At 72.5% G+C, this 23,150-nt stretch carries 20 protein-coding genes; 10 read left to right on the top strand and 10 right to left on the bottom strand.

The genetic code is table 11. The features are described from left to right. The first annotated feature begins 4 nt into the window (after window positions 1–4). The 4 genes from ACZ6BB_RS35375 to ACZ6BB_RS35360 all read left to right on the top strand — a co-directional run bounded on the left by ACZ6BB_RS35375 (window position 5) and on the right by ACZ6BB_RS35360 (window position 4,349). The gene (locus ACZ6BB_RS35375; RefSeq protein WP_471619219.1) at window positions 5–1,522 is read left to right on the top strand and encodes an ATP-binding protein; all 1,518 of its coding nucleotides are present in this window, start codon (window positions 5–7) and stop codon (window positions 1,520–1,522) included. After that, window positions 1,519–1,869, top strand: a complete 351-nt coding sequence (locus ACZ6BB_RS35370; protein WP_471619218.1) for a UBP-type zinc finger domain-containing protein — start codon at window positions 1,519–1,521, stop codon at window positions 1,867–1,869. The genes ACZ6BB_RS35375 and ACZ6BB_RS35370 overlap by 4 nt, the downstream gene beginning before the upstream one ends. 272 nt (window positions 1,870–2,141) lie before the next feature. Continuing rightward, complete coding sequence (locus tag ACZ6BB_RS35365; RefSeq protein WP_471619260.1) at window positions 2,142–3,119, top strand: threonine/serine dehydratase; 978 nt, start codon at window positions 2,142–2,144, stop codon at window positions 3,117–3,119. Window positions 3,120–3,149: 30 nt separating this feature from the next. Then, entirely contained in the window at window positions 3,150–4,349 is a 1,200-nt protein-coding gene (locus ACZ6BB_RS35360; RefSeq protein ID WP_471619217.1) for a 4-hydroxybenzoate 3-monooxygenase, read from the top strand. Window positions 4,350–4,370: 21 nt separating this feature from the next. Here the strand turns inward: ACZ6BB_RS35360 and ACZ6BB_RS35355 are convergent, their stop codons facing one another. From ACZ6BB_RS35355 to ACZ6BB_RS35340, 4 genes are all read right to left on the bottom strand, one after another. Then, window positions 4,371–7,589, bottom strand: a complete 3,219-nt coding sequence (locus tag ACZ6BB_RS35355; RefSeq protein WP_471619216.1) for an amidohydrolase family protein — start codon at window positions 7,587–7,589, stop codon at window positions 4,371–4,373. Between the two features lie 209 nt (window positions 7,590–7,798). After that, the gene (locus ACZ6BB_RS35350) at window positions 7,799–8,332 is read right to left on the bottom strand and encodes a DUF6328 family protein (RefSeq protein ID WP_471619215.1); all 534 of its coding nucleotides are present in this window, start codon (window positions 8,330–8,332) and stop codon (window positions 7,799–7,801) included. 150 nt (window positions 8,333–8,482) lie between these two features. Continuing rightward, the gene (locus ACZ6BB_RS35345) at window positions 8,483–9,301 is read right to left on the bottom strand and encodes a DUF1206 domain-containing protein (protein WP_471619214.1); all 819 of its coding nucleotides are present in this window, start codon (window positions 9,299–9,301) and stop codon (window positions 8,483–8,485) included. Then, window positions 9,301–9,690 (bottom strand): hypothetical protein, encoded by a 390-nt coding sequence (locus tag ACZ6BB_RS35340; protein ID WP_471619213.1) that lies wholly within the window; start codon window positions 9,688–9,690, stop codon window positions 9,301–9,303. The genes ACZ6BB_RS35345 and ACZ6BB_RS35340 overlap by 1 nt, the downstream gene beginning before the upstream one ends. 159 nt (window positions 9,691–9,849) lie before the next feature. On the opposite strand from ACZ6BB_RS35340, the gene ACZ6BB_RS35335 reads away from it, so the two are divergent. The 5 genes from ACZ6BB_RS35335 (at window position 9,850) to ACZ6BB_RS35315 (ending at window position 14,521) form a co-directional block, all read left to right on the top strand. After that, on the top strand, window positions 9,850–10,773 hold the full coding sequence (locus ACZ6BB_RS35335; protein ID WP_471619212.1) for a MurR/RpiR family transcriptional regulator: 924 nt from the start codon (window positions 9,850–9,852) through the stop codon (window positions 10,771–10,773). Window positions 10,774–11,065: 292 nt separating this feature from the next. Continuing rightward, window positions 11,066–11,449 (top strand): hypothetical protein, encoded by a 384-nt coding sequence (locus ACZ6BB_RS35330; RefSeq protein WP_383894135.1) that lies wholly within the window; start codon window positions 11,066–11,068, stop codon window positions 11,447–11,449. Window positions 11,450–11,555: 106 nt separating this feature from the next. Then, complete coding sequence (locus tag ACZ6BB_RS35325) at window positions 11,556–11,873, top strand: YkvA family protein (protein ID WP_471619211.1); 318 nt, start codon at window positions 11,556–11,558, stop codon at window positions 11,871–11,873. A 40-nt stretch (window positions 11,874–11,913) separates the two neighbouring features. Further along, on the top strand, window positions 11,914–13,275 hold the full coding sequence (locus tag ACZ6BB_RS35320; protein ID WP_471619210.1) for a CAP domain-containing protein: 1,362 nt from the start codon (window positions 11,914–11,916) through the stop codon (window positions 13,273–13,275). A gap of 130 nt (window positions 13,276–13,405) precedes the next feature. Beyond that, window positions 13,406–14,521 carry a serine hydrolase domain-containing protein gene (locus ACZ6BB_RS35315; protein WP_471619209.1) on the top strand — a complete coding sequence of 372 codons (1,116 nt, stop codon included), beginning with the start codon at window positions 13,406–13,408 and terminating at the stop codon, window positions 14,519–14,521. 1 nt (window position 14,522) lies between these two features. On the opposite strand, the gene ACZ6BB_RS35310 is transcribed toward ACZ6BB_RS35315, so the two are convergent. Genes ACZ6BB_RS35310 through ACZ6BB_RS35300 form a run of 3 tightly spaced genes read right to left on the bottom strand, consistent with a single transcriptional unit; the run spans window position 14,523 to window position 18,573 of the window. Beyond that, window positions 14,523–16,883, bottom strand: coding sequence for a glycoside hydrolase family 65 protein (locus ACZ6BB_RS35310; protein WP_471619208.1), 2,361 nt, complete (start codon window positions 16,881–16,883; stop codon window positions 14,523–14,525). Then, the gene (locus ACZ6BB_RS35305) at window positions 16,880–17,638 is read right to left on the bottom strand and encodes an HAD family hydrolase (protein ID WP_471619207.1); all 759 of its coding nucleotides are present in this window, start codon (window positions 17,636–17,638) and stop codon (window positions 16,880–16,882) included. Before ACZ6BB_RS35305 ends, ACZ6BB_RS35310 begins: the two co-directional genes overlap by 4 nt. A gap of 56 nt (window positions 17,639–17,694) precedes the next feature. Then, window positions 17,695–18,573 (bottom strand): ANTAR domain-containing protein, encoded by an 879-nt coding sequence (locus ACZ6BB_RS35300; protein WP_471619206.1) that lies wholly within the window; start codon window positions 18,571–18,573, stop codon window positions 17,695–17,697. A gap of 93 nt (window positions 18,574–18,666) precedes the next feature. Here ACZ6BB_RS35300 and ACZ6BB_RS35295 point away from each other — a divergent pair, with 93 nt between their 5' ends. Next, on the top strand, window positions 18,667–19,320 hold the full coding sequence (locus ACZ6BB_RS35295) for a nucleoside/nucleotide kinase family protein (protein ID WP_471619205.1): 654 nt from the start codon (window positions 18,667–18,669) through the stop codon (window positions 19,318–19,320). A 191-nt stretch (window positions 19,321–19,511) separates the two neighbouring features. Here ACZ6BB_RS35295 and ACZ6BB_RS35290 read toward each other — a convergent pair whose 3' ends face one another. Genes ACZ6BB_RS35290 through ACZ6BB_RS35280 form a run of 3 tightly spaced genes read right to left on the bottom strand, consistent with a single transcriptional unit; the run spans window position 19,512 to window position 23,043 of the window. Further along, window positions 19,512–21,230, bottom strand: coding sequence for a hypothetical protein (locus ACZ6BB_RS35290; protein WP_471619204.1), 1,719 nt, complete (start codon window positions 21,228–21,230; stop codon window positions 19,512–19,514). A 2-nt stretch (window positions 21,231–21,232) separates the two neighbouring features. Next, a complete protein-coding gene (locus tag ACZ6BB_RS35285) occupies window positions 21,233–22,135 on the bottom strand; it encodes a carbohydrate ABC transporter permease (protein WP_471619203.1) in 903 nt (300 codons plus the stop codon). Beyond that, a complete protein-coding gene (locus ACZ6BB_RS35280) occupies window positions 22,132–23,043 on the bottom strand; it encodes a carbohydrate ABC transporter permease (RefSeq protein WP_471619202.1) in 912 nt (303 codons plus the stop codon). Before ACZ6BB_RS35280 ends, ACZ6BB_RS35285 begins: the two co-directional genes overlap by 4 nt. Window positions 23,044–23,150: the final 107 nt, after the last annotated feature.

Here is a 23,150-nt window from a genome sequence, read left to right as displayed (position 1 = left end):
CGTCGTGAGCGGGCAGCCGTCGCCGTGCGACCGGGCCGAGCTGAGCAGGCTGTTCCTGTTCGAGAAGCTGGACGACGGGCAGTTGGACCGGCTGTGCCGCGAGGGCCGGGTGGAGCGGTTCGAGCCCGGCCCCGTCTACCAGGAGGGCGAGCCGGCCACCTGCTTCTTCGTGCTCCTGGAGGGCACGGTCGTGTTGTCCCGCCAGGTCGGCGACGACGACGTGGAGGTCAGCCGCAGCTCCCAGGTCGGCGTGTACGCGGGTGCCTTCCAGGCGTATCTCGGCGACCAGGCGGACCAGGCCCGCTACAAGGGCTCCATGCGGGTCACCGTCCCCTCCCGCTTCTATGTCCTGCCCGCGGCCGCCTTCGCCCAGATCATGCGCGACTGGTTCCCCATGGCGGTGCACCTGCTGGAAGGCGTGTTCTTCGGCCATCAGAACACCCAGCGGACCATCAACCAGCGCGAACGCCTGCTGGCGCTCGGCTCGCTGTCGGCCGGGCTCACCCATGAGCTGAACAACCCGGCCGCGGCGGCCGTGCGTGCCACCTCCGCGCTGCGGGAGCGGGTGGCCGGCATGCGGCACAAGCTCGGGGTCATCGCCGCCGGGCCGTACAAGCGGGCCACGCTGGAGTCGCTGGTCGACCTGCAGGAACGGACGGCCGAGCAGGTGGCCAAGGCGACCCCGCTCAGCCCGCTGGAGGCGTCCGACCGGGAGGACGAGCTCTCGGACTGGCTCGACGACCACGGAATCGCGGGCGGCTGGCAGCTCGCGCCGACCTTCGTCCAGGCCGGGCTCGACAGCGCCTGGCTGGACCAGGTCGCGGCCGCCGTGGACGAGCACACCCTCGAAGGCGCGGTCCGCTGGCTCAACTACACCGTCGAGACCGAGCTGTTGATGAACGAGATCGAGGACTCCACGACCCGTGTCACCCAGCTCGTCGACGCGGCGAAGCAGTACTCGCAGCTGGACCGCGCGCCGTACCAGAACGCCGACGTCCACGAACTCCTCGACAGCACCCTGCTGATGCTGTCCGGGAAGATCGGCGAGCGGATCGAGGTGGTGAAGGAGTACGACCGCACGCTGCCGCGCATCCCCGCCTATCCGGGGGAGCTGAACCAGGTGTGGACGAACCTGATCGACAACGCGGTCTCCGCGATCAATGAGACGGGCGGCGCGGGCACGCTGACGGTACGCACGGCGCTCGACCACCGTGACCGGGTGCTGGTGGAGTTCCAGGACACGGGTCCCGGCATCCCGGCGGGCATCCGGGACCGGATCTTCGACCCGTTCTTCACGACCAAGCCGGTCGGGCAGGGCACCGGGCTCGGCCTCGACATCTCCTGGCGCATCGTCGTCAACAAGCACCACGGTCACATCGAGGTCCGGTCCCGGCCGGGCGAGACCCGCTTCCAGGTGTTCCTGCCGCTGACGGCGCCGGCGGCGGACCTCGACCTCACCCTCGCCGACGACCCCGACGACCGCCCGCTCCCCGCTCCCGACCTGTCCGAGGAGACCTCATGACGCCGCCCGCCGGCATCGACCCCGCCGTGCCGCCGAGCGGCGACGGCTGCGTGGAGTGCGAGGCCGCCGGCGGCTGGTGGTTCCACCTCCGGCGCTGCGCGCAGTGCGGTCACGTAGGCTGCTGCGACTCCTCGCCCGCGCAGCACGCGACGGCGCACGCGAGTGGTTCCGGACATCCCTTCGTGCGGAGCTATGAGCCCGGGGAGTCCTGGTTCTGGAACTACGAGACCTCCGAGATGTACGAGTCGGGGCCGGACCTGGCACCGCCGCTCAGCCATCCCACGGACCAGCCGGCCCCGGGCCCGGCCGGGCGGGTGCCGGGTGACTGGGCGGATCGCCTGCGGTGAGGTGACGCGGGGGGACGGGACGGCTGGGGCTCTACTGCGGGTGCGGGCCCGGTGGGGCTTCTCGCGCAGGTCCCCGCGCCCCCGAAAGCCCGGGCCCCGCAGGGCCTGAAGTACCACGGTGCCGCGGGTCTGAAAGGCTGGGGGCTCAGCCCCGGCTTCTCAGGGCGCCGGGATCGGCGCGACCGGCCCCCACCGGGTCCGCGGCCGAACGCACCACCCTGCCCCCACCGGGGCCGCAAGCCGAAGCACCACCCGAACGGAGTGCCCACGTGTTGATCGGGACAGACGAGATCAGGCATGCCGCCGCGACGATCGCCGGCCATGTCGTGCGGACGCCGACCGTCCCGAGCCCGGGGCTGTCCGAGCTGCTCGGTGTCCCCGTGACCACGAAGCTGGAGCTGCTGCAGCGCACCGGCTCGTTCAAGGCCCGGGGCGCCACGGCGAAACTGCTGGCGCTCACCCCCGCCGAGCGGGCGGCCGGCGTCGTCGCGGTCAGCGGCGGCAACCACGGGATCGCGCTGGCGCACATGGCCGCGGCACTGCACATCAAGGCGACCGTGGTGATGGCGAGGAACGCCCCGCGACGTGCCGTCGACCTCGTCGAGGCGGCCGGGGCCTCGCTGCGGCTCACGGACGGCATGGCGGAGGCGTTCGCACTGACCGAACGGCTGCGGGAGGAGGGTCTCACCCTCGTCCACCCCTTCGACGACCCGCTGGTGATCGCCGGTCAGGGCACCGTCGGCCTGGAGTTCGTCGAGGACACCGACACCGCGGACGCCTCCGGCGCGCTCACCGACGTACTCGTGAGCATCGGCGGTGGCGGGCTGATCGCCGGTGTCGCGGCGGTCTTCCGGGCCCTGCGTCCCGGCGTCCGTGTCTGGGGTGTGGAGACCGTCGGCGCGACGGCCATGACCGAGGCGCTCGCGGCCGGCGGCCCCGTCACGGTCCCCCTCTCCTCCGTCGTCACCACGCTCAGCGCGCCCTCCGCCTCCCGCCTCACCTACGACCATGTGACCGCCCTCGTCGAGGACGTCCTCGTGGTCCCCGACGCCGAGGCCGTACAGGGCGTCCTCGACTTCGCCGAGCACGCCAAGGTGTGGACGGAGCCCGCCGCCGGATGCCTGCTGCCCGCGGCCCGGCAGGTGCGGGAGCGGGTCGGCGACGGCGCCCGGCTGGGTCTCGTGGTCTGCGGCGGCAACGCGACCATGGCCGACATCGCCGACTGGGCAGGGCAGTTCGGGCTGCGGTGACCGTCCGCCCAGGACCGGCATAATGCTCGGATGGCCTCCCCCGCCGAACGCGTCCCCGTCGTCATCGTCGGCGCCGGACCCGCCGGGCTGACCGTCGGCAACATCCTGCGGGCGGCCTCCGTGGACTGTGTGGTGCTGGAGACCGAGAGCCGGGAGTTCATCGAGACCCGGCCCCGGGCCGGGTTCCTGGAGGAGTGGGCGGTGCGTGCCCTGGAGCGGCGCGGGCTGGCGGGACGGCTCGTGGAACGGGCGCCGGTGCACACGGAGTTCGAGTTCCGCTTCGCCGGTGAGCGCCGGCGCTTCCCGTACACGGAGATCACGGGGCACCACCACTACGTGTACCCGCAGCCGCTGCTCGTGACGGACCTGGTCGGGGAGTACGCGGACGTCCGGGGCGGTGACATCCGCTTCGGCGTGCGGGAGGTCGAGCTGCACGACGTCGACGGCGAGCGGCCCTCGGTGTCGTACCTGGACCCGGCGTGCGGCGAACGGCGGCTGCTGCACTGCGAGTTCGTCGCGGGCTGCGACGGCGCGCGCGGTGTCACGCGCACCGCGCTGCCCGCCGCGCACGCCACGGTGGCCCGGCAAGACCACGGGGTGGGGTGGCTGGCGCTGCTCGCCGAGGCGCCGCCCTCGTCCGACTGCGTGATCCTCGGTGTCCATCCCCGGGGCTTCGCCGGGCACATGGCACGCGGCCCGGAGGTCACCCGCTACTACCTGGAGGTCCCGGCGGGCGACGAACCGGCGAACTGGCCGGACGAGCGGGTCTGGTCCGAGCTGCACGCCCGGCTGGCGGTGCCCGGCACCAGGCCGCTCACGGAGGGCCCGCTGGTCGAGAAGCGGGTGCTCGACATGCACAACTACGTCACCGAGCCCATGGCGTACGGCCGTCTGTACCTCGCCGGCGACGCGGCCCATCTCGTCGCGCCGATCGCCGCGAAGGGCATGAACCTCGCGCTGCACGACGCCCTCCTCCTCGCGGACGCCCTGATCGCCCGGCTGCGCGAGGGCGACGACAGCGGGCTGCGCGGCTATTCCGCGGCCTGTCTGCGCCGGGTCTGGCACTACCAGGAGTTCTCGCAGTGGCTGGCGGAGCTGCTGCACGGGCCGTCGTCCGGCGACGCGTTCCGGGCGGGTGCCGCCACCGCCCGGCTGCGTCGCGTCCTCGGCTCCCCCGCCGCCGCGTCCGCCTTCGCGGAGCTGTTCATCGGCAAGGACACCGACCACTAGGGACCGGAGACCGGACGACCCTCAGTGGCCGTCGTGGCAGCAGCTGTCCCGGCGCATCTGACGGCCGACCTCCAGCCAGTCCTCCTCGGTCCCGGCGGCCTTCGCGCGCCGGGCCGCCGGTCGGTAGGCGGCCACCAACTCCTCGGTGGTGTAGGGCGTTCCGCCGCGCAGGACCGAGACCGTGCGGACGAGGTCGGCGAAGTCGGTGAAGGGGTCGCCGTCGACGACGGTCAGGTCCGCCAGCTTGCCCGCGCCGACCGTGCCGAGGTGGTCGTCGAGGCCGAAGAGGCGGGCCGGGAGCACGGTGGCCGTGCGCAGGGTCTCGGCCGGGGTGAGCCCGCCGGCGTGCAGCGCGCGCAGAGCGAGGTGGAGGAAGAGGCCGACGGGTACGAGCGGCTGATCGGTGCCGAGGGCGACGATGCCGCCGGCCGTGAGGATCCGCCGGTAGACGTCGGTCTCGGTGCGCAGCGCGGCGAGTTGGTCGGGTGTGGGAGGAGTTCCCGCTCCCTGCCGGACGAGGGCGGCGTCCCACGGTGGCATCACGGCCGTGACCCGGGGGTCGTCGGCCAGGGAGGGATCCGCGCCCATGAGGGGCAGGGCCGTGAAGGGGGTGGCGATCAGGGAGAAGTCCACGCCCTGCCGGGTGTAGATCTCCACGACGTCCTCGTACGCCCGCCCGCTCGCGGTGACGGCGTGGCCGAACTCGGCGCGCTGGGTGGCCTGCAGATGGGTCGTCAGGTCCTGCCCGAGTTGCACGCCCGGGGAGAGCAGATGGCCTCCGGTGCGGACGCCGAGACGTTCGTGGGCGAAGCGGGCGGCCTCGCTCATCACCCAACCGGGCGCCCGCACATACGTCTTGACGAAGTCCCAGTCGAGCGCGGCGGCCCGCTCCAGCGAGCGGCGCAGTCCCGCCCGCGTCCGGTGGGCGCGTCCCATGCTGTACGCGACCCGCGCGCCGTCCAGGAGTTCGCCGGTGGTGAGCAGGCGGGGTCCGGCGAGCCGTCCGGCGTGCACCTCCTCGCGGATGCGGGCCTGTTCGTGGGCGAAGCCGCCGAGGGAGACGGCGGTGGTGACGCCGTAGGTGAGCTGGCCGACGGCCTGGCGGCTGCCGTAGGTGCTCTGCCAGGGGTGGGTGTGGGTGTCCCACAGGCCGGGGATCACGGTGTGCGCGGAGGCGTCGACACGGCGCAGGGCGGCCCGGCGGTCGCCCCGGTGGGGTTCGACGGCGGTGATCCGGCCGCCGCGTACGACGATGTCGACGTCCTCGCGGACCGTCTCGCCGGTGCCGTCCCACAGGCGGCCGGCGTGGACGACGGTGTCGGCGGGTGTGGGCCGGGTGCGGTCCAACGGTACGCGGACGGTGCGCGGGCGGCCGCCGGAGACGTCGACGAGCCGGAGGCGGGTGCCCGACTGGTGGAGCAGGGTCCTGGAGTCGCCGGACCAGGTGGGGTGGTCGGCGGGGTCGGTGGTGAGGGTGCGGAGCTTTCCGCGCGGGGTGCCGTCGGGGGCCACGGGCAGCAGGCAGAGCGCGGACTCGACGATCACGGCCATCCAGCGGCCGTCGGGCGACCAGACGGGCCCGGAGTCGTACCGGTCGGCGATCGAGGTGTGGGGCGCGACCGCGTGCAGCCGGTCGGCGCCGGTGGTGGCGTCGACGACCCGGATCAGGTTGTAGCCCTCGCGGAAACGGGCGCCGAGCCGGTTGCGGTCGCACAGCGCGAGATACCGGCCGTCCGGCGACCAGCTGGGCCTGCCGGGGATGCCGCCTCCGCCGAGCGGTTCCACGAGGACGCGTTCCTCGCCGCTCGCCAGGTCCCGTACGACGAGGCGGCCGGCCATGTCGAGGCAGGCGAGCCGCTGCCCGTCGGGCGAGAGGGCGGGCATGACCCGGCCGCCGGTGGCGAGGGCGGTCTCCTCTCCGGTGGCCAGATCGTGCCGGTACACGCCGAGGAGGCCGTCGCGGTCGTCGGCGTAGACGAGGGACCGTCCGTCGTGCGCCCAGGCGGGTGCGAGGAGCCAGCGGGTGGGCGGCGACTGCCGCAGCCGCTTCGGCGGGCGGCCGCCCGCCGTCCGCGCCAGCCAGAGCGAGTTGAGGGCGGCGAACGCGACGCTCCGCCCGTCCGGGGAGAGTGCGGGCAGGTGGATGCCCCGCGCGGGCCGCACCCGTGCCTCTCCGAGGTCGTACTCCTTGGTCCGGTGGCGTGGCCGGTCCACGGGGAGGACTCCCTCGAAGGGGATCCTCTCGGTTCGTGCGGGTGCTTCGGGGCGCAGGAGGGTGAACCGGCCGTCCAGGGTGAGCAGCAGTTCGCCCCGGGCCGTCCAGCGGGGCGGTACGGGCGCGAGGTCGCCGTCGACCGGGACGGGCTCTCCGGCGACGACGAGGGTGCACGTGCCGTGGGGGGAGGGTGTGGTGCGCAGGTACGCGAGCCGGCCGTCCGGGGCGAGGGCGGGGGTCATGACCTGGGCGGCTTCGGTCTCCGTGTGCTCGACGGTCACCGGGCCGGTGCCGTCGGCGGCCACGGCGGCCACGGTGCGGGACTCGACGGCCGGGGTCGTGCCCGTGGTGACGACCTTGCCGCGCACGAACAGCAGCCGGGTGCCGTCCGGTGACCAGGTGGGGTCGAAGTCCTCCCAGCCGCCGTCCTGGAGGGGGCCGGCCTGGCCGGGGAGGCCGGTGACGCGGGTGATGTCGCCGGTGGCGAGGTCCAGGACGTGGACGCGGTAGGGGCATCCGTTGGCTGGGCTGTCCGGGTCGCCGCCGCGTTCGGAGCAGAAGGCGAGCCGGGTGCCGTCGGGCGACCAGGCCGGGGCCCGGTCGTCCCAGGGGCCGTCGGTGCGCCGCTTGAGCTCGGAGCCGTCGGGGCGCATGGTCCACAGGTGGAAGCCGCCGCCCTGGTAGGCGCAGAACGCGACCAGGTCGCCGTCCGGGGAGTGGGTGGGCCGGTTGGGTTCGAGGCCGGCCGGGGTGAGGGGGACTGCTCTGCCGCCGCCGCGCGGCAGGGACCACAGGCCGCTCTGTACCTCGGCGATCAGGGTGTCGCCGCTGGTGGCGAGGGTCGCCGAAGCGTTGGTCGCCCGGGTGAAGGTGAGGGAGGGGCCGGTGCCGGGGGTACCCGGTCCGGCAGCGCCCGCGGCCGGACCGGCGGTGCCGAGGACCGCGGCGGCCCCGGTGGCCCCGGTGGCGGCGAGGAGTTGACGGCGGGTCAGGGGCGGGATGCGGTGACTCTGGTCACGGTCCATGACACCGCACGCTCGCGCACCGCACGGCACACGGGCAACACCGCCATTCACGCCATCGGGGATGTCACCCACCGGTGTGACGGCGGCCGGTGGCAGGCGTCGGCGGGGTGGCGGCCGGTGTCCGGGCGGCGGGGCCGGGGGCGGGCGGCGGCGTCCAGGACCGGGCGTGGGCGCGGCGGCACCCGTGGATCAGGCGCCGGCGCCCGGAATCAGTCGTCGGCGTGCCGTCGGCGGATCCACGCCGGGAGTACGAACCAGCACAGCAGGTACCACAGCAGGACGCAGCCCACCAGCCAGGGCACGTACTCGTCGTGCGTGGCCACGCGGAGGATCAGCAGCAGCGCCGCCGTCATCGTGGCGAGGAGCAGGACCAGGCCGACGATGGTCAGGCGGGCGGCCCACCGTACGGCGGCGGGTTTGATCCGGCGGCCGGCGACGATCCGGTGGAAGGAGACGGGCCCGATGAGCGCACCGGTGGCGGCGGCGCCGAGGACGACGGTCACGATGTAGATCGTCCGCTCGGTCTGCGCCAGATCCTCGTAGCGCGGCGTGAACACCACGGTGAGCAGGAAACCGAACAGGATCTGCACACCGGTCTGGGCGACCCGCACCTCCTGGATGAGTTCGTTCCAGCGTCGGTCGGCCCGCTCGTCCTCGGTCTCGTCGCGCCCTCTGCCCCGGTCGCCCTGCACCTCGCTCACGTGCCCTCCCGGCTGCTGAAGTCGATGTTCCCCTCCCTCCATGACGCTGTGCGCCCGGACCTCAAGCGCACCTCGCGCCATTTCAGTCGCACGAGCGAATCTGCTCGGCGGAACCCACCGAGGCCGGATCGGCCTCGCCCGTCGGCCGGGACGGCCTCACCAGCTCTCTCCCCCGCACCCTCGCCCCGCGACTCACACCTTGCGCCAGCGCGCCATCGCGAAGGAGAACACCCCGAACAGCACGAGCCCGGCCGCGACACACGCGAGGAGCGCCGGACCGGCGGGGGCCTCGGCGAAGGAGCGGATGGTGTCGTCGAGGCCCTTGGCCTCGTCGGGTTCGTACTGGATCGCGGCGCGGACCGCGAAGACACCCGCCGCGGCGAACACCAGGCCGCGCGCCACCCCGCCGCCCACGCCGGTCACGTCGACGAGCCGCCGCGTGCGCCGGGACATCTCACCGAGCCGCAGATGCTTGTGGTACGAGCGCATCGCGGCCCGTACGCCGATCCATCCGCCCGCGACGACGACCCCGACACCCGCCGCGCCCACGATCCACTGCCCGCCGGGCAGTTCGAGGGCGCGTGCCGTCACGTCCCGGGACTGTTCGTCGCTGGAACCGCCCCCGCCGGCCTCGCCGGCCGCGAAGGTCAGCACCGAGTAGGCGACGAAGGAGTAGAAGACGAAGCGGGCGGCGGACGCGAGCCGCTTGGTCCACTTGCGGCCGTCCGCTCCCGCCGCGCCGAACACGGCCTCCGACAGCCGCCACAGCGCCATGCCGACCAGGCCGATGCCCAGCGCCCACAGCAGCACGGAGCCCAGCGGCTTCTCGGCGATCTCCTCCAACGCTCCCTGTCTGTCGGCCTGTTCCGAGCTTCCGCCGAAGGCGATCTGCAAGGCCAGTGCCCCGACGAGCAGATAGATGACACCGCGCGCGGTCAGCCCGGCGCGCGCCGCGCCCTCCGTCACCGAACTCCGCGCGGCACGCCCGCGCCCCACCCCCAGAGTGGTCATCAGCTACGCCCCTCCCGCCCCTCGACCCGCAGTTGCAGTTGCACTTCCTGATCACCGGCGTCCACGCCCACCTGACGGACGCTGTACGCCTCCTCCAGCGCCTCGCGCAGCAGCCGTACGGCGGGCGGGCTGCCCTGCACCTCGACCGTGACGGGTGCGGACGGTGGCCGGGGCTGCTCCCCCGAGCCGGAGGGGACGGCGGCGGCCGTGTCGTACATGCCGGTCCACATCGTCGGCCGGTCGGTGCCGGTCTCGTGCGGTGGGTCGTCGGGGCGCCGGTCCGTCTCGTAGTGGGCGCGCAGACACGCGAAGACACGTTCGGCGTCCTCGGCCGAGCAGTCGCAGAGCACGACCTCGACCTGGGACACCGGCAGACTGGGCAGGGTCACGAGCCTTCTCCCTCGTAGGAGGCGACAGGATGCGGGTACCCCGAGTACCCCCATGGTCTGCCCGAAACGGGGTTCTCGCAGGTCGTACCGGCGGGCGCCGGGAGGTGTGCGGGCCGTGGGCTATGTTGAGTGCTCGTGGGAGACGAAGAAGGCACGCGCGTGCCATCGCCGCAGCAGGCACGTGCGCAGGCATCAGCGATCACGTCCGGGCGTACCGCCCCGGAGACCGAGCAGTCGCCCACGTCCCGGCTCAGGGAACTGTTCGACGGCCCCCGGCTCTCCCCCGGGCAGCGGCGGATCGCCCAGTACCTGATCGAGCACATCACCGAGGCCGCGTTCCTGTCGATCACGGACCTCGCGGAGCGGGTCGGCGTCAGCCAGCCCTCGGTGACCCGGTTCGCCGCGGCCGTCGGCTTCAGCGGCTACCCGGCGCTGCGGGAGAGGCTCCAGTCCATCGCGCTCGCCACCCTCGGCAGCGCCCCGGGCGTCTCCGCGGCGGACCGCAGCAACGAACTGCAGGCCGCCGTGGACGCCGAGATCGAGAACCTGGAGAACCTGCGGCGCGACTTCGCCGACCCCGACCAGGTGATCCGGGTCGGCCGCGCCCTGTCGCGCTCGGCCCCGCTGACCGTCCTCGGGCTGCGGATCTCGGGTGCGCTCGCCGAGTACTTCGCCTACGCCGCCCGCCGTATCCACCCCGACGTCCGGCTGGTGACGAAGGGCGGCACGGTCGCCTACGACGCCCTGCTGCAGTCCCGGGAGGCGGGCGGCACCTGGGTGCTGGCGTTCTCCATGCCCCGGCACGCGCAGGAGACGCTGACGGCGCTGCGCGTCGCCCACGGCGCCGGGCTGCGGGTCGCCCTGGTCACCGACCTGGCGCTCGGCCCGCTGGCGGACGAGGCCGACGCCGTCTTCGCCATCGGCACCGGCTCACGCCTGGTCTTCGACTCCTACGCCGCCCCCGTGATGATGTCCTCCGCCCTGCTGCAGGCCATGACGGACGCGGACCCCGAGCGCACCCAGGCGCGGCTGGAGGCGTACGAGCAGGTGTCGGAGCAGCATCAGTTCTTCCTCAGGGACTGATCCCTTTCCGCCCTCCCCGATGCCGGGGAGGGCGGAGGATTCCTCGTGCCCTCTCCCGCCGTCGGCCAGCATGAATTTTTCCATGCCCTTGCATACTCAGGGGTATATATAAATACTGCTCGCGGATCGTGACCCGGTGGACGCCGGGTCACGTCGTCCACCCGGGTCCGTCCGCTCCTACCCGCCACGGCGCCCCGGGTGAGGCGGCCCCGGCCATCCCCTATGCCGGGGCCGCCCAGACTCCACTACCCGCTGCACCCAATGGCGTCGATGCAAGACCGGAGCGTTACACATGGCCCTGACCTCCTCGCCCCTCCGCACGGACTGGCCGTGTCAGGTCAAGACACCCGGCAGCTACGACTGGGAGAGGTCCGCGGCCAAGTGGCTGCGCGAGCTGGTGCCGGCCCGTTACGGCAGCTACCCGGCGATGATGCGGCACCCCGTGCTGCTCGCCCGCCACGCCCAGATCCAGGTCCAGCACGAGATCCGGGTCGCCCGCACCGCCCTGCAGACCGCCCGCTCCGAGCTGCCCAGCCTCGGCATGTCCGAGTCGGTCATCGAGCACACCATCAAGATGTACGCCGCCGAGGTCATGCAGCTGAACCACATGGCCCGCTCCATCCGGGCCGTCAGCCAGGCCCTCGTGGACCACAACCTCGCCCGCGCCTCGAACTGACCCGGTCACACTCCCCGCGCGCCGCGGTACACGGCGCCGCCCGGGGGGAAGACGATGGGCAGGCACAGGCCGGGCGCACCGCCCGGCCCGACGGAGGGGCGGACCGATGGATTCCTGGACCTGGGGTGTGATCGCCGCGATCGCGCTGATCGCCGCCGCCGTCCTCGGCGTGGCCGTGTGGCTGCTGCTGCGGCTGGTGCGCACCCGGCGCGAGCTGAACCGCGCCGGACTCCCGACCGGCCCCAAGTGGGTCTTCTGGGGTGCCGTCCTCTATCTCGTCCTGCCGACCGATCTCGTACCCGACCCGGTCTACCTGGACGACATCGGCGTCCTCCTGCTCGCGCTGCGGACGATGCGCACCGGCCGCCAGGACGCCCTGGCCGACGAGGGCCGGGAGGGCACGGGAACCGCACTGCGGGGGTGAGACGTTGTCGGGCCGACGGTCACTGCGACGGACGGCACCGATGAGCGAGCTGGTTCCCGGGGGCAATCTCCCTCTGCCGGGCGGCACCCTGACGATCAGGGTGCCGGGCCCCTTCGACGTGTCCGCCCTCGTCACCGACGACACCGGCAAGGTCCGCGGCGACGCCGACTTCGTCTTCTACAACCAGCCGGCGGCGCCGGGCGCCCGGCTGACCGGACAGACCCTGACGGTGGACCCGGCCGCCCTGCGCCCCGGCGCGACCCGCCTCACCGTCGCGGTCAGCCCGGCCGCCCCGGACACGCCGCTCGGCCACCTGCCCGCCCCGACCCTGCTCGTCACCGGCCCCGGGGGCCGCACGATCGCCCGCTTCACCCCGCCGAGACCCGCCCGCGAGACCGTACTGCTCCTGGCGGAGCTGTACCGCAGGGGAACGGGCTGGAAGCTGCGGGCCCTCGGACAGGGATACGCGGACGGCCTGGCGGGAGTGGCGCGGGACTTCGGCGTGGACGTGCTGGAGGAGGAGACGCCCGCGCCGCCACCCCGTCCGGGGCCCGGGGCCGCGCCGCGAGGGCGCGACCTGCCCCCACCGGCCCGTACGCGCCCCACCGGTCCACCACCTCCCCCCGCCCACACCGATTTCCTCGGCCTGGTCAACTCCGTCCGTGCCGGCGCGGGTTCTCCGCCCGTCTCGCTCGACAGCCGTCTGTCGGCCGCCGCCCGGGCGCACGCGGGCGCGATGGCCGCCCAGGGCCGGCTCGCCGCCGAGGGCCGGGACGGCGTCTCCGTCCACCAACGCGTCACCGGTACCGGCTACGCCTACCTCACCATCGGCGAACACCTGGTCTCCGGCCCCCGCACCGCCGCCGAGTTCGTGGACTACTGCCGTTCCGACGGGACGGCCGGAGGCACCCTCCGCGAACCCGCCTGGAGCGAGACCGGCCTCGGCCAGGCCACCGACCCCCGTTCGGGAACCGTCTTCTGGACGGCCCTGTGGGCCCACCCCTTCTCCCTGGCCGGCCTCCACCGCACCGCCACCGAGGTCATCACCCTCACCAACGGCGAACGGGCCGGGGCGGGCCTTCCTCCGCTCTCCCCCGACCCCCACCTCACCGACGCCGCCCAGGCGCACAGCGCCGACATGGTGGCGCGGGCCTTCTACGCGCACACCTCCCCCGACGGCGGTGAACCGTGGCACCGCGCGGCGGCGGCCGGATCCACCCACCGGTCGGTCGGGGAGAACATCGCGTGCGGCCAGCGCTCCGCCGCCGAGGTGGTGCGCGGCTGGATGAACAGCCCCGGGCACCGCGCGAACATCCTCAAACCCGGCTTCACCCATATAGGTGTCGGTTTCGTCGGCGGCGGGGCGGCCGGCACCTACTGGACCCAGCTTTTCGGCGGCTGAAACCGACCCGCCGTGACTGTCCCTCTTTCGGGTCGGTCAACTCGCCTCCCCACTCGGCTACTTGACTCTCCGTGATCGCTGGACTCCAATGCACCCTGTCGATGACGGAGAGCGACGGGAGTCGAGTCAGATGGTTACGAGAACGGTGGGCACGGGTGTGGCGACGCTGGGCGCGATCGTCCTGTCCCTGGTGACGGTCCCCGCCCACGCGGCCCCGCAGGCGGGGCCCGACACGACCGGGCTGCGGAAACTGCTGCGCACGGCGCTGTCACAGGGGGCGCCGGGCGCGTTCGCGAGGATCGACGACAACGGCACGGTGCACCATCTGGCGGAAGGTGTCGCGAACCGGTCCACCAAGCGGGCCCTCGGCACCGGGGACCGCATCCGGGTCGGCAGCGTCACCAAGACGTTCACGACAGTGGTCCTGCTGCAGCTGGTCGACGAGGGCAAGCTCAAGCTCGACTCCTCGGTCGACACGTATCTGCCGGGGCTGCTGCCGGACAAGAAGATCACCGTGCGCCATGTCCTCAGTCACCGCAGCGGGCTGTACGACTACGCCAACACCCTCTTCTCCCCCAGCGTGGCGGGGTTCGAGAAGGTGCGGAACAAGGTGTTCACCTACCGTCAGCTGATGGACATGTCCCTCGCCGAGCCGCGCACCAACAAGCCGGGCGCGGCCTACGCGTACTCGAACGCCAACTTCGTGGTCGCGGGCATGCTCATCGAGAAGATCACCAAGAAGCCGGTGGCGACCGCCTACCAGAACCGGATCATCAAGCCGCTGAAACTGGTCGACACGTTCTACGTCCACCCGAAGAACACGATCCCCGGCAAGCACTCCCGCGGCTACATGACGGCCGACTCCACCGGGAAGAAGATCGACTCGACACTGCAGACGACGTCGTGGGCGCAGAGCGCGGGCGGTCTGGTCTCCGGCGCCAAGGACCTGAACAAGTTCATGTCCGCGCTGGTGCGGGGCAAGCTCACCTCGGCCGCCCAGCTGAAGCAGATGATGACGTGGACACCGGTGAACAGCACCCAGGCGTACGGACTGGGGCTGCGCCGGCGCGATCTGTCGTGCGGGGTCTCCGTGTACGGGCACACGGGAACCGTGCAGGGCTACTACACCTGGGCGTTCACCTCGAAGAACGGCAAGCGCAGCGTGACCTCGTTCGCCAACACGTCCAACAACGGCCCGGTGTACGCGACGGTGAACAGCACGCTGGAGTCCACGTTCTGCGGCTGACTCAGCCGGCGCGCCTCCGGCGGCGGCCGGGACGCCGGTGCGGGGGCTGTTCGGGCTCCGGACCGGGTGGCTCCAGTGCCGGGATGTCCAGCCGCCGGGGTTTGTCGCCGTGGAGGGTGACCGGCTCACCATGGTGGCGGAGCGTCAGGCTGTCGCCGGAGAGCAGTTCGTAGGTGGCGTGCCGGGGTTCGATCTCCACCCGTAGACAGGTGCCGGGCAGCCCCACCGTGAAGGCGAGCCGGTTCAGGCGCTCGGGGAGGCGGGGCCTGAAGCCGACGGTCGGGCCGTGGTGCCGCATCCCGCCGAAGCCGGCGACGAGGGCGGTCCAGGTGCCGGCGAGGGAGGCGATGTGGAGGCCGTCGCGGGTGTTGTGCTCCAGGTCCGCCAGGTCCATCAGCGCGGACTCGGTGAGGTAGTCGTGGGCGAGGTCGAGGTGGCCGACCCGTGCGGCGACGACGGCCTGGCAGCAGGCGGACAGGGAGGAGTCGCGGACCGTGAGGGGCTCGTAGTAGGCGAAGTTGCGTGCCACCTGGCCGTCGTCGAAATGGTCGCCGCACGTGTACATCGCGAGCACCAGGTCCGCCTGCTTGACGACCTGCTTGCGGTAGAGGTCGAAATAGGGGAAGTGCAGCATCAGCGGGTACCGGTCGGGCCCGGTGTTCTCGAAGTCCCAGCGCTGGTGGCGGGTGAATCCGGCGTGCTGTTCGTGGATTCCCCGTTCGTGGTCGTAGGGCACGTGCATGGCGTGGGCGGCGTCGCGCCATGCGGCGCTCTCCTCGTCCTCGACGCCGAGGCGCGCGGCGCGGTCGGGGTGGCGCTCGACGGCGTCGGCGGCGGCCAGGAGGTTCGCGCGGGCCATGAGGTTGGTGTACGTGTTGTCGTCGACGACGGCGCTGTACTCGTCGGGGCCGGTCACCCCGTCGATGTGGAAGGCGCCGTGCCGGTCGTGGTGGCCCAGCGACCGCCACAGCCGGGCGGTCTCCACGAGCAGTTCGACGCCGGTGTCGCGTTCGAAGGCGGTGTCGCCGGTGGCGACGACATGGCGGACCACGGCCGCGGCGACGGCGGCGTTCACATGGAAGGCCGCCGTGCCGGCGGGCCAGTACGCGGAGCGCTCCGAGCCGCTGATGGTGCGCCAGGGGAACGCGGCGCCCTTCAGGCCGAGTTGGGCCGCACGTGCGCGGGCGGCGGGCAGGGTGTTCTGGCGCCAGCGCAGGGCTTCGGCGACCGCGCCGGGCGCGGTGTGGGTGAGCAGCGGCAGGACGAAGGTCTCGGTGTCCCAGAAGGCGTGGCCGTCGTAGCCGGAGCCGGTGAGGCCCTTGGCGGGGATGGCGCGCTGTTCGGCGCGGGCGCCCGCCTGGAGGACGTGGAACAGGGCGAACCGTACGGCCTGCTGGATCTCCTCGTCGCCGTCGACCTCGACGTCGGCACGGGCCCAGAAGTCGTCGAGGAAGGACCGCTGTTCGTCGACGAGGCCCTGCCAGCCGCCGTGTGCGGCGGCGGAGAGGGCGGCGTCGACCTGGTCGGCGACGGCGGGCAGCGAACGGGTGGCGGACCAGCCGTGGGCGACGGCCTTCTCCACCCGCAGCCGCTGCCCGGGGGCGAGGACGGTGGTGACGGTGAGACGGGCGACGTCGTCCCTGCTCTCCGCCCCGGTGGTGATGTCACCGGGGCCCGTGACGACGTGGTCGGCGGCGGCGCCGACGCGCAGGCCGCTGTGCCGGGTGCGGTGCACGAGCCGCAGCCGGGTCCCGTCCGCGAAATGCTCCTCCGGTTCCAGTGGCGTCCTCAGGGCGACGGCGGCCCGTGGATCGCCCTCGCGTTCGGGCAGTTGCTCGTTGGCCACCAGCTCCGACTGGACGACGATGCGTGTCTCGCCGTCGACGGCCTCGACCTCGTAGGCGACGGCGGCGATCGCCCGCTGGGTGAACGACACCAGGCGGGTGGAACGGACCCGGACGGTCGTCCCGGCCGGGGAGGTCCATTCGCAGCTGCGGCGCAGCACTCCGGCGCGCAGGTCGAGGACGCGTTCGTGGCGGCGCAGCCGGCCGTAGCGCAGGTCGAAGGGTTCGTCGTCGACGAGCAGCCGCAGGATCTTGCCGTTGGTGACGTCGATCACCGTCTCCCCGGACTCGGGGTAGCCGTAGCCGGCCTCCGCGTACGGCAGCGGATGGAACTCGTGGACGCCGTTGAGATAGCTGCCGGGCAGTCCGTGCGGCTCCCCCTCGTCGAGGTTTCCGCGCCAGCCGATGTGTCCGTTGGACAGGGCGAACACCGACTCGCTCTGGGGCAGGACGTCGAGGTGCAGGTGCTGTTCGCGCAGGCTCCAGGGTTCGACGGCGTACGCCCTGTGGGTGATCAAGCCCAGTCCCCCAGTTCCGTCAGGTCCGGTACGACGATGTCGGCGCCGTGGGCGCGCAGGGCGTCGGCCTGGCCGACGCGGTCGAGGCCGACGACATGGCCGAAGTGTCCCGCGCGTCCGGCGTCCATGCCGGCGAGGGCGTCCTCGAAGACGGCGGCGTCGGCGGGTTCGACTCCGAGGTCGTGGGCGGCGGCGAGGAAGGTGTCCGGGCGGGGCTTGCCCGGCAGTCCCCGCTCGGCGGCCACCACGCCGTCGATCCGTACGTCGAAGAGGTGCTCGGCGCCGATCGAGCGCAGCACGTCCCGGCAGTTGGCGCTGGAGGAGACGACGGCGGTGCGCAGCCCTTGCTCGCGGACCCGCTCGACATAGCGCAGGGTGCCGTCGTAGGCGTCGACGCCGTCGGTGCGGATGAGGTCCAGGAGGATCTCGTTCTTGCGGTTGCCGAGGCCGTGCACGGTGGGCGCGTCGGGCGGGTCGTCGGGGCTGCCCTCGGGGAGGTGGATGTCGCGGGAGGCGAGGAAGGTGCGCACGCCGTCGGCGCGGGGGCGGCCGTCCACGTACCGGTCGTAGTCGGCGGACGGGTCGAAGGGCCGGAAGGCGTCGCCGTCGCGACGGCGCAGGAACTCGTCGAACGCACGCCGCCACGCGGCGGCGTGCACGACGGCCGTCCTGGTGATGACGCCGTCGAGATCGAAGAGGCAGGCACGGATCCGTCCGGGCAGGCCCAGTGCGGTCGGTTCGGTCGTCTCTGTCATGGAGTCGGGGTTCCCTTCGCGGCCGGAGTCAGTGAGGCGGTCGGGTGAGAAACCGCTCACCGCCTGCTGATGCCGCCACCGCCGTGGGCACGGCCGAGGGTGTGGAGGTGTTCCAGGGCGTCGAGGACGACGGTCCTGTCGTACCAGGCGAGCCACTCCCCGGCCCGGGCGCCCACGACGGTGAGCTCCTTGGTCTGGGCTCGGTTCAGATCCCGCAGCGGGCGTTCGAAATGAGCCGAGACCATACCGACGACCAGCCCGGAAGCGGTGGTGAGCGGCACGCTGTGGCAGGCGCGGCTGCCCGCGCGCAGGATCGCCTCGCGGGCCTCCTCGGTGAACACCGGGTCCGTCGCCACGTCCCGGACCGTGACCTGGGCCACGTCCCGCGCGGCCTTGGCGCAGGAGGTGCCGCCGTCGCCGACGTACGCGAAGAAGTCGACGAAGTCGGCCGTGAGTCCCGTGTGCCGCTCGATGCGCAGTCCGCCCTCGGCCCGGTCGGCGATCTGGACGTTGCCCATGCCGGTGCCGGCGACGGCGAGCGTCCGGTCGAGGACGGCGGCCAGCACCTCGCTCCGGTTGCCCCGGCCGGAGCGGGGCTCGCGTGCCGCCCCGAAGCCGAGGGCCGGCTCCGCCCGCCGGAACCGGCGGGGGAACCACAGGTCGCCGCGGCTGTGCGGACGGGGCGCGCCCAGTGCCGCGCCGGCCAGGGTGCGCAGCTTGACGTTGTACTGCTGCGAAGCGTGCTGGAGCAGCGCGAACGCGGTCTCGGCGTCCGGCAGGGCGTAGCGCTCCCGCAACATGCCCTGGGCCTGGGCGATCAGGGTCCGGCCCTCCGTCCGGGTGCGGAGGCTGCGTACCTCGGCGCGCAGGCGCGCCAGCTCCTCCCGAGTCGCCTCGTCCTCGCCGTGGGGCTCCGGCCTGGGTCCCGCTCCCATCCCGCACCTTCCGCTGTTCTCGTTCCAGTGGCAGCGATGCTCGTCTGCCCGGTCCCTGTCCGAGTAAGCCGGACGGGGGCTACCGTCGACGGCATGCCCCTGACCTTCGACGACCTGCTGCACCGGGCCGCCTCGCTGGCCCGCCCCGGCCGCCGGACCCTGCTCGGTATCGCCGGCAGCCCCGGCGCGGGGAAGTCGACCCTCGCCGAGCGGCTCACCCGGGCGCTCAACGGCGACGGTGAGCCCTGGGTCGCCCATGTCCCCATGGACGGCTTCCACCTGGCGGACGCTGAACTCGACCGCCTCGGCCGCAGGGACCGCAAGGGCGCGCCGGACACGTTCGACGCGGCGGGCTACGCGGCCCTGCTGGAGCGGCTGCGCCGGGACGAGGACGACGTCGTGTACGCGCCGGGGTTCGAGCGGACCCTGGAGCAGCCCGTCGCGGGTTCGATCCCCGTGCCGCCGTCCGCCCGGCTGGTCGTCACCGAGGGGAACTACCTCCTGCTGGAGGCGGGTGTCTGGCCGCGTGTGCGCTCCCGTCTCGACGAGGTCTGGTTCTGCGACCTCGACGAGGGTGAACGGGTGCGGCGGCTGGTGGCCCGGCACGAGGAGTTCGGCAAGGGGCACGCGGAGGCGGTCGCCTGGGTCGACGGTACGGATCGGCGCAACGCGGAGTCGGTGACGGCGAGCAGGCGTCACGCCGACCTGGTGGTGCCGGTGTCGGCGATGCCGGTGGTGGAGGCGTAGGGGTGGGGGCCCGGTACGGACGGGCAGCAGCCCGGCGTCGTCAGGAACGCCGGGCTGCTGGTATCGGGGCCTGTGATCAGGCGTGGAGCTTCAGGGTCGGTCCCCCCGGTGGTCGCCCGCCGGGTCACCGATGACGTGTCCCGTCGTCGGCGAGGTACGCCGCTCCCCCTGCAGGTGCGTGGTGCTGCCGGTCACGCGAGGGGGGCGGACCGGCGGGCGCGCAGAGCGACGGTGAGGGTGTGCGGGCCCATTCCACCGAGATAGACAGGGTTTCCGGTCGTGGCGTCGGTACCGCCCACGACGGTGTGGTCCTGACCCGGGTCGTACCGCAGTACCTCGCTCCGGTCCGGCCCGGCGAGCGGTTCGCCCGCCTCGACGGTGACCTCGACGCGGATCTCGTCCTCACCGGCCCGGTAGGTCATCGGCCCGTCCGTCAGGCACCAGCGACCGTCGCCCAGCGGCACGGCGCCCTGCGGCACACCGCCCGGCCGGAAGGTCAGTTCCAGGGCCCAGGGCACCCGGGGTCCGCTGAGGTCGATCCGCAGGTCGGCGCCGTCCTCCCGCAGGTCGACCTCGACGCGGGTCGTGTGGGAGACCTCGTCTCGGGGCCGGTCCGGGAAGGCCATCGCGGCCGAGAAGCGGCCCTCGTCCCCCAGCCGGTAGCCGCCGTCGTCCCGCCTCCGGTCCTTCGCCAGCGGCTGGTAGTAGGCGGCGGTGAGGGTCTCGGTGAGCCGGTACCGGTTCTCGGCGAGCTGTTCCATGTCGGCGGCGCGGAACGGGCCCAGGTCGAAGAACCCCCGCGAGAGACGGACCGCGTCGAGCACGGCCTCGCCGGCGAACAGGCGCAGGAAGGTGGGGTTGCAGGCGAGGCCCGAGCGGATGCGCCGGTGCTCGGGCACGTCGGAGCCGCCGTACACCACCGTGTGCGCGGTGGCCGATGCGCGGGAGGCGAGGCGTGCGGTGGTGAGGTACCGGTCGCGCGGAAGGGTTTCGGCGGTCGGGGCCGGCAGGGCACGGCACAGGTCCGGGGTGAGGAGGGTCTCGGCGAGCAGGTCGGGGTCGTCGATGCCTTCGGTGGCCGCCAGCCGTGCCGCCCGGGCGAGGTCGCCCCGGCCGGTGCGGATCGCGAGCAGCCGGTAGTGCGGCAGGTAGGGCGCCAGCGGGAACGGGGCGTACTGGTCCTGCCGCCGCGAGTGGACGGTCTCCACCGTGCCGTCGGGTCGGATGAGGTCCAGGGTGGTGGCGAGATTGCGTTCGACGGCGTCCAGCAGGTCGGCGCGGCCGAGCACCTCGGCCAGGAGCAGCAGCGACGGGTTGGACACGTGGGCCGCGTAGTTGGCGCTCCGTTCCGAGTACAGGCCGTCCGCGTCGATGTCGACGCCCTCGGCGAGCCACTCCTCGACGCGGTCGAGCAGCCGGTCGTCGGGGAACGACCGGTGCAGGCGGGCCAGCGCCGCGCACAGTTCCCAGCGGTGGTTCGGGGTGTGCACCCCGCCCGTCCGCAGGCTGTCGGAGGCGGCGCCGGCGATCTCGGCGAGGGCCGCCGTGGCCTCGCTCAGCTCCGGCCCCGCGCCGGCGGCGAGGAGGTGCGCGTCGCACACGTCGTTGACGGTGAACGCGGAGTCCGGCGGGGACTGCACGTTGTCGCCGCCGGCGAAGAGGCCGGTGGTGGTCTGCGTGGCCCGCAGGGCCCGGAGGTGGGTCATCGCGGCGGTGACGGCCCGCCCGCTGCCGTGCAGGGCCGAGTCGGGGGACCGGTATGCCGCGACCAGGGTCTTCACCCGCCGCGCCAGACCGCGGTGCGGCACACCGGCGGGTTCCTCGTCGGGGCGGGCCGCGAGCGGGGCGGCCTGCCGGTCGGCGGCGCGGGCCACCGACCGGACGAACTCGTGGTCGAGCGGGGTGGGCAAGATCAGTCCTTCAGTCCGGCGTTGATGTCGGCGCCCATGACGTAGCGCTGGAAGACCAGGAAGACCAGGATCAGCGGGATCATGGAGATGACCGACGCGCCGAGCAGGACCGACCAGTTGATGTTCTGCGCGCCGACGATGCTCTGGATGCCGATCTGCACGGTGAACTTGTTGGGGTCGTTGAGCATCAGCAGCGGCCAGATGTAGTCGTTCCACCGCCACTGGAAGGAGAGGATGGCGAGGGTCAGCATGATCGGCCGGGAGATCGGCACCATGATCCGCATGAAGATCGACAGCTCACGCGCGCCGTCGATGCGCGCGGCTTCCACGAGTTCGTCGGGAACCGTCAGGAAGAACTGGCGGAACATGAAGCATCCGGTCGCGGTCAGCACGGCCGGCAGGATGATGCCGCCGAACGAGTTGTAGAGGCCGAGGTCGCGGACCACGAGGAACGAGGGGGCGAGCATGACCTCGCCCGGCAGCATCGTGGTGGCCAGGATGCAGATGAAGAAGGCCTTGAGCCATCTGTTGTCGTACTTGGCCAGCGCGTACCCGGTGCAGCAGCTGACGCCCACCGTGAGGATCGTCGTGATCACGCAGACGATGGCCGTGTTGATGAAGTACTGGGAGAAGTTGGCGCTGTCCCACGCCGCCTCGAAGCCCGACAGGGTGGGGTTGCGCGGAACCAGCGTCAGCGGATAGGAGAACAGGTCGCTGGCCGGCTTGAGGGAGCTGAGGATGAACCAGAGCACCGGCAGCCCGTACAGGCACGCCAGGATCCACAGCAGTGTCGTCGCGGACACGGCCTGCCGGAGGCCACCGGTGGCGGCACGGCGGGGCCGCTTCTTGGAGACGGGTCGTGCGGACCCGGCGTCGACCGGGCGGGGGATGTCTGTGGTTGTCATCGGTTCTCCACCCGCCGGTTGACGATCATCTGAACGATCGCGACGGCCATCAGGATGATCATGAGCACGAACGACGCGGCGCTCGCGTAGCCGATCTGGCCCCGTTTGAAGCCGGTCTCGTAGATGTACTGGACGAGCAGGTTGTTCGACGTGCCGGGTCCGCCGTTGTTGAGGGCGACGAACACCGGGTATTCCTTCATCGCGTTGATCGTGTTGAGCAGGATGACGATGAACGAGGTGGGGGCGATGCTCGGCAGCGTGATGCTGAAGAACTGGCGCCACGGGCCGGCGCCGTCGAGCGAGGCGGCCTCGTAGTAGGACACCGGCACGTTCTTGATCGCCGCGATGAACAGCAGCATCGAGAAGCCGGTCCAGGTCCAGGACGCGGCCATCACCACCACGATCAGCGACAGGTCCGCGTTCGACTGCCACGGAACGGCGCTGCCGCCGAACTGCTCGATGATGTAGTTGACCAGTCCGAAGTTCTCACCGAACAGCCACCGCCACAGGACACCGACGACGATCGGCGACAGCAGCCAGGGGATGAAGAAGATGACGCGGGCGACCGACCCGCCCTTGGCGTGCTTGCTCACGAGCAGGTTGGCGATGAGCAGCGAGACCGCGAAGTTCAGCGGTACGAAGAGCACGGCGTACAGCAGCGTCCGGGTCAGCGCCGAGTAGAAGGTGGAGTCCCCGAACAGGTTGTGGTAGTTGTCCAGTCCGATGAACTGGAACGCCCCCACTCCCGTGTAGTTCGTGAAGCTGTAGATGAGCCCGATCACCGCCGGCCAGACGAAGAACAGCGAGAAGAGCACGACATTGGCCGCGATGAGGACGAGCGGCGCAAGGGTGTACTTGCTCCGTCTCCTGGGCGGGCTCGCGGACACGGCCGAGGCGCGTTTTGTCATCTTCCTGACTCCGTGCTGGTGGAATGGATTGCTGGGGCTCACCGGCGTGAGCCCCCCGCGGGCTCACACCATGAGCCCGGCACTGCGCGGGCGTCCGGGCCGGGCGG

It is taken from the genome of Streptomyces sp. NPDC041108, from assembly GCF_055592645.1.
This window is presented reverse-complemented; position numbering and strand designations above follow the sequence as displayed.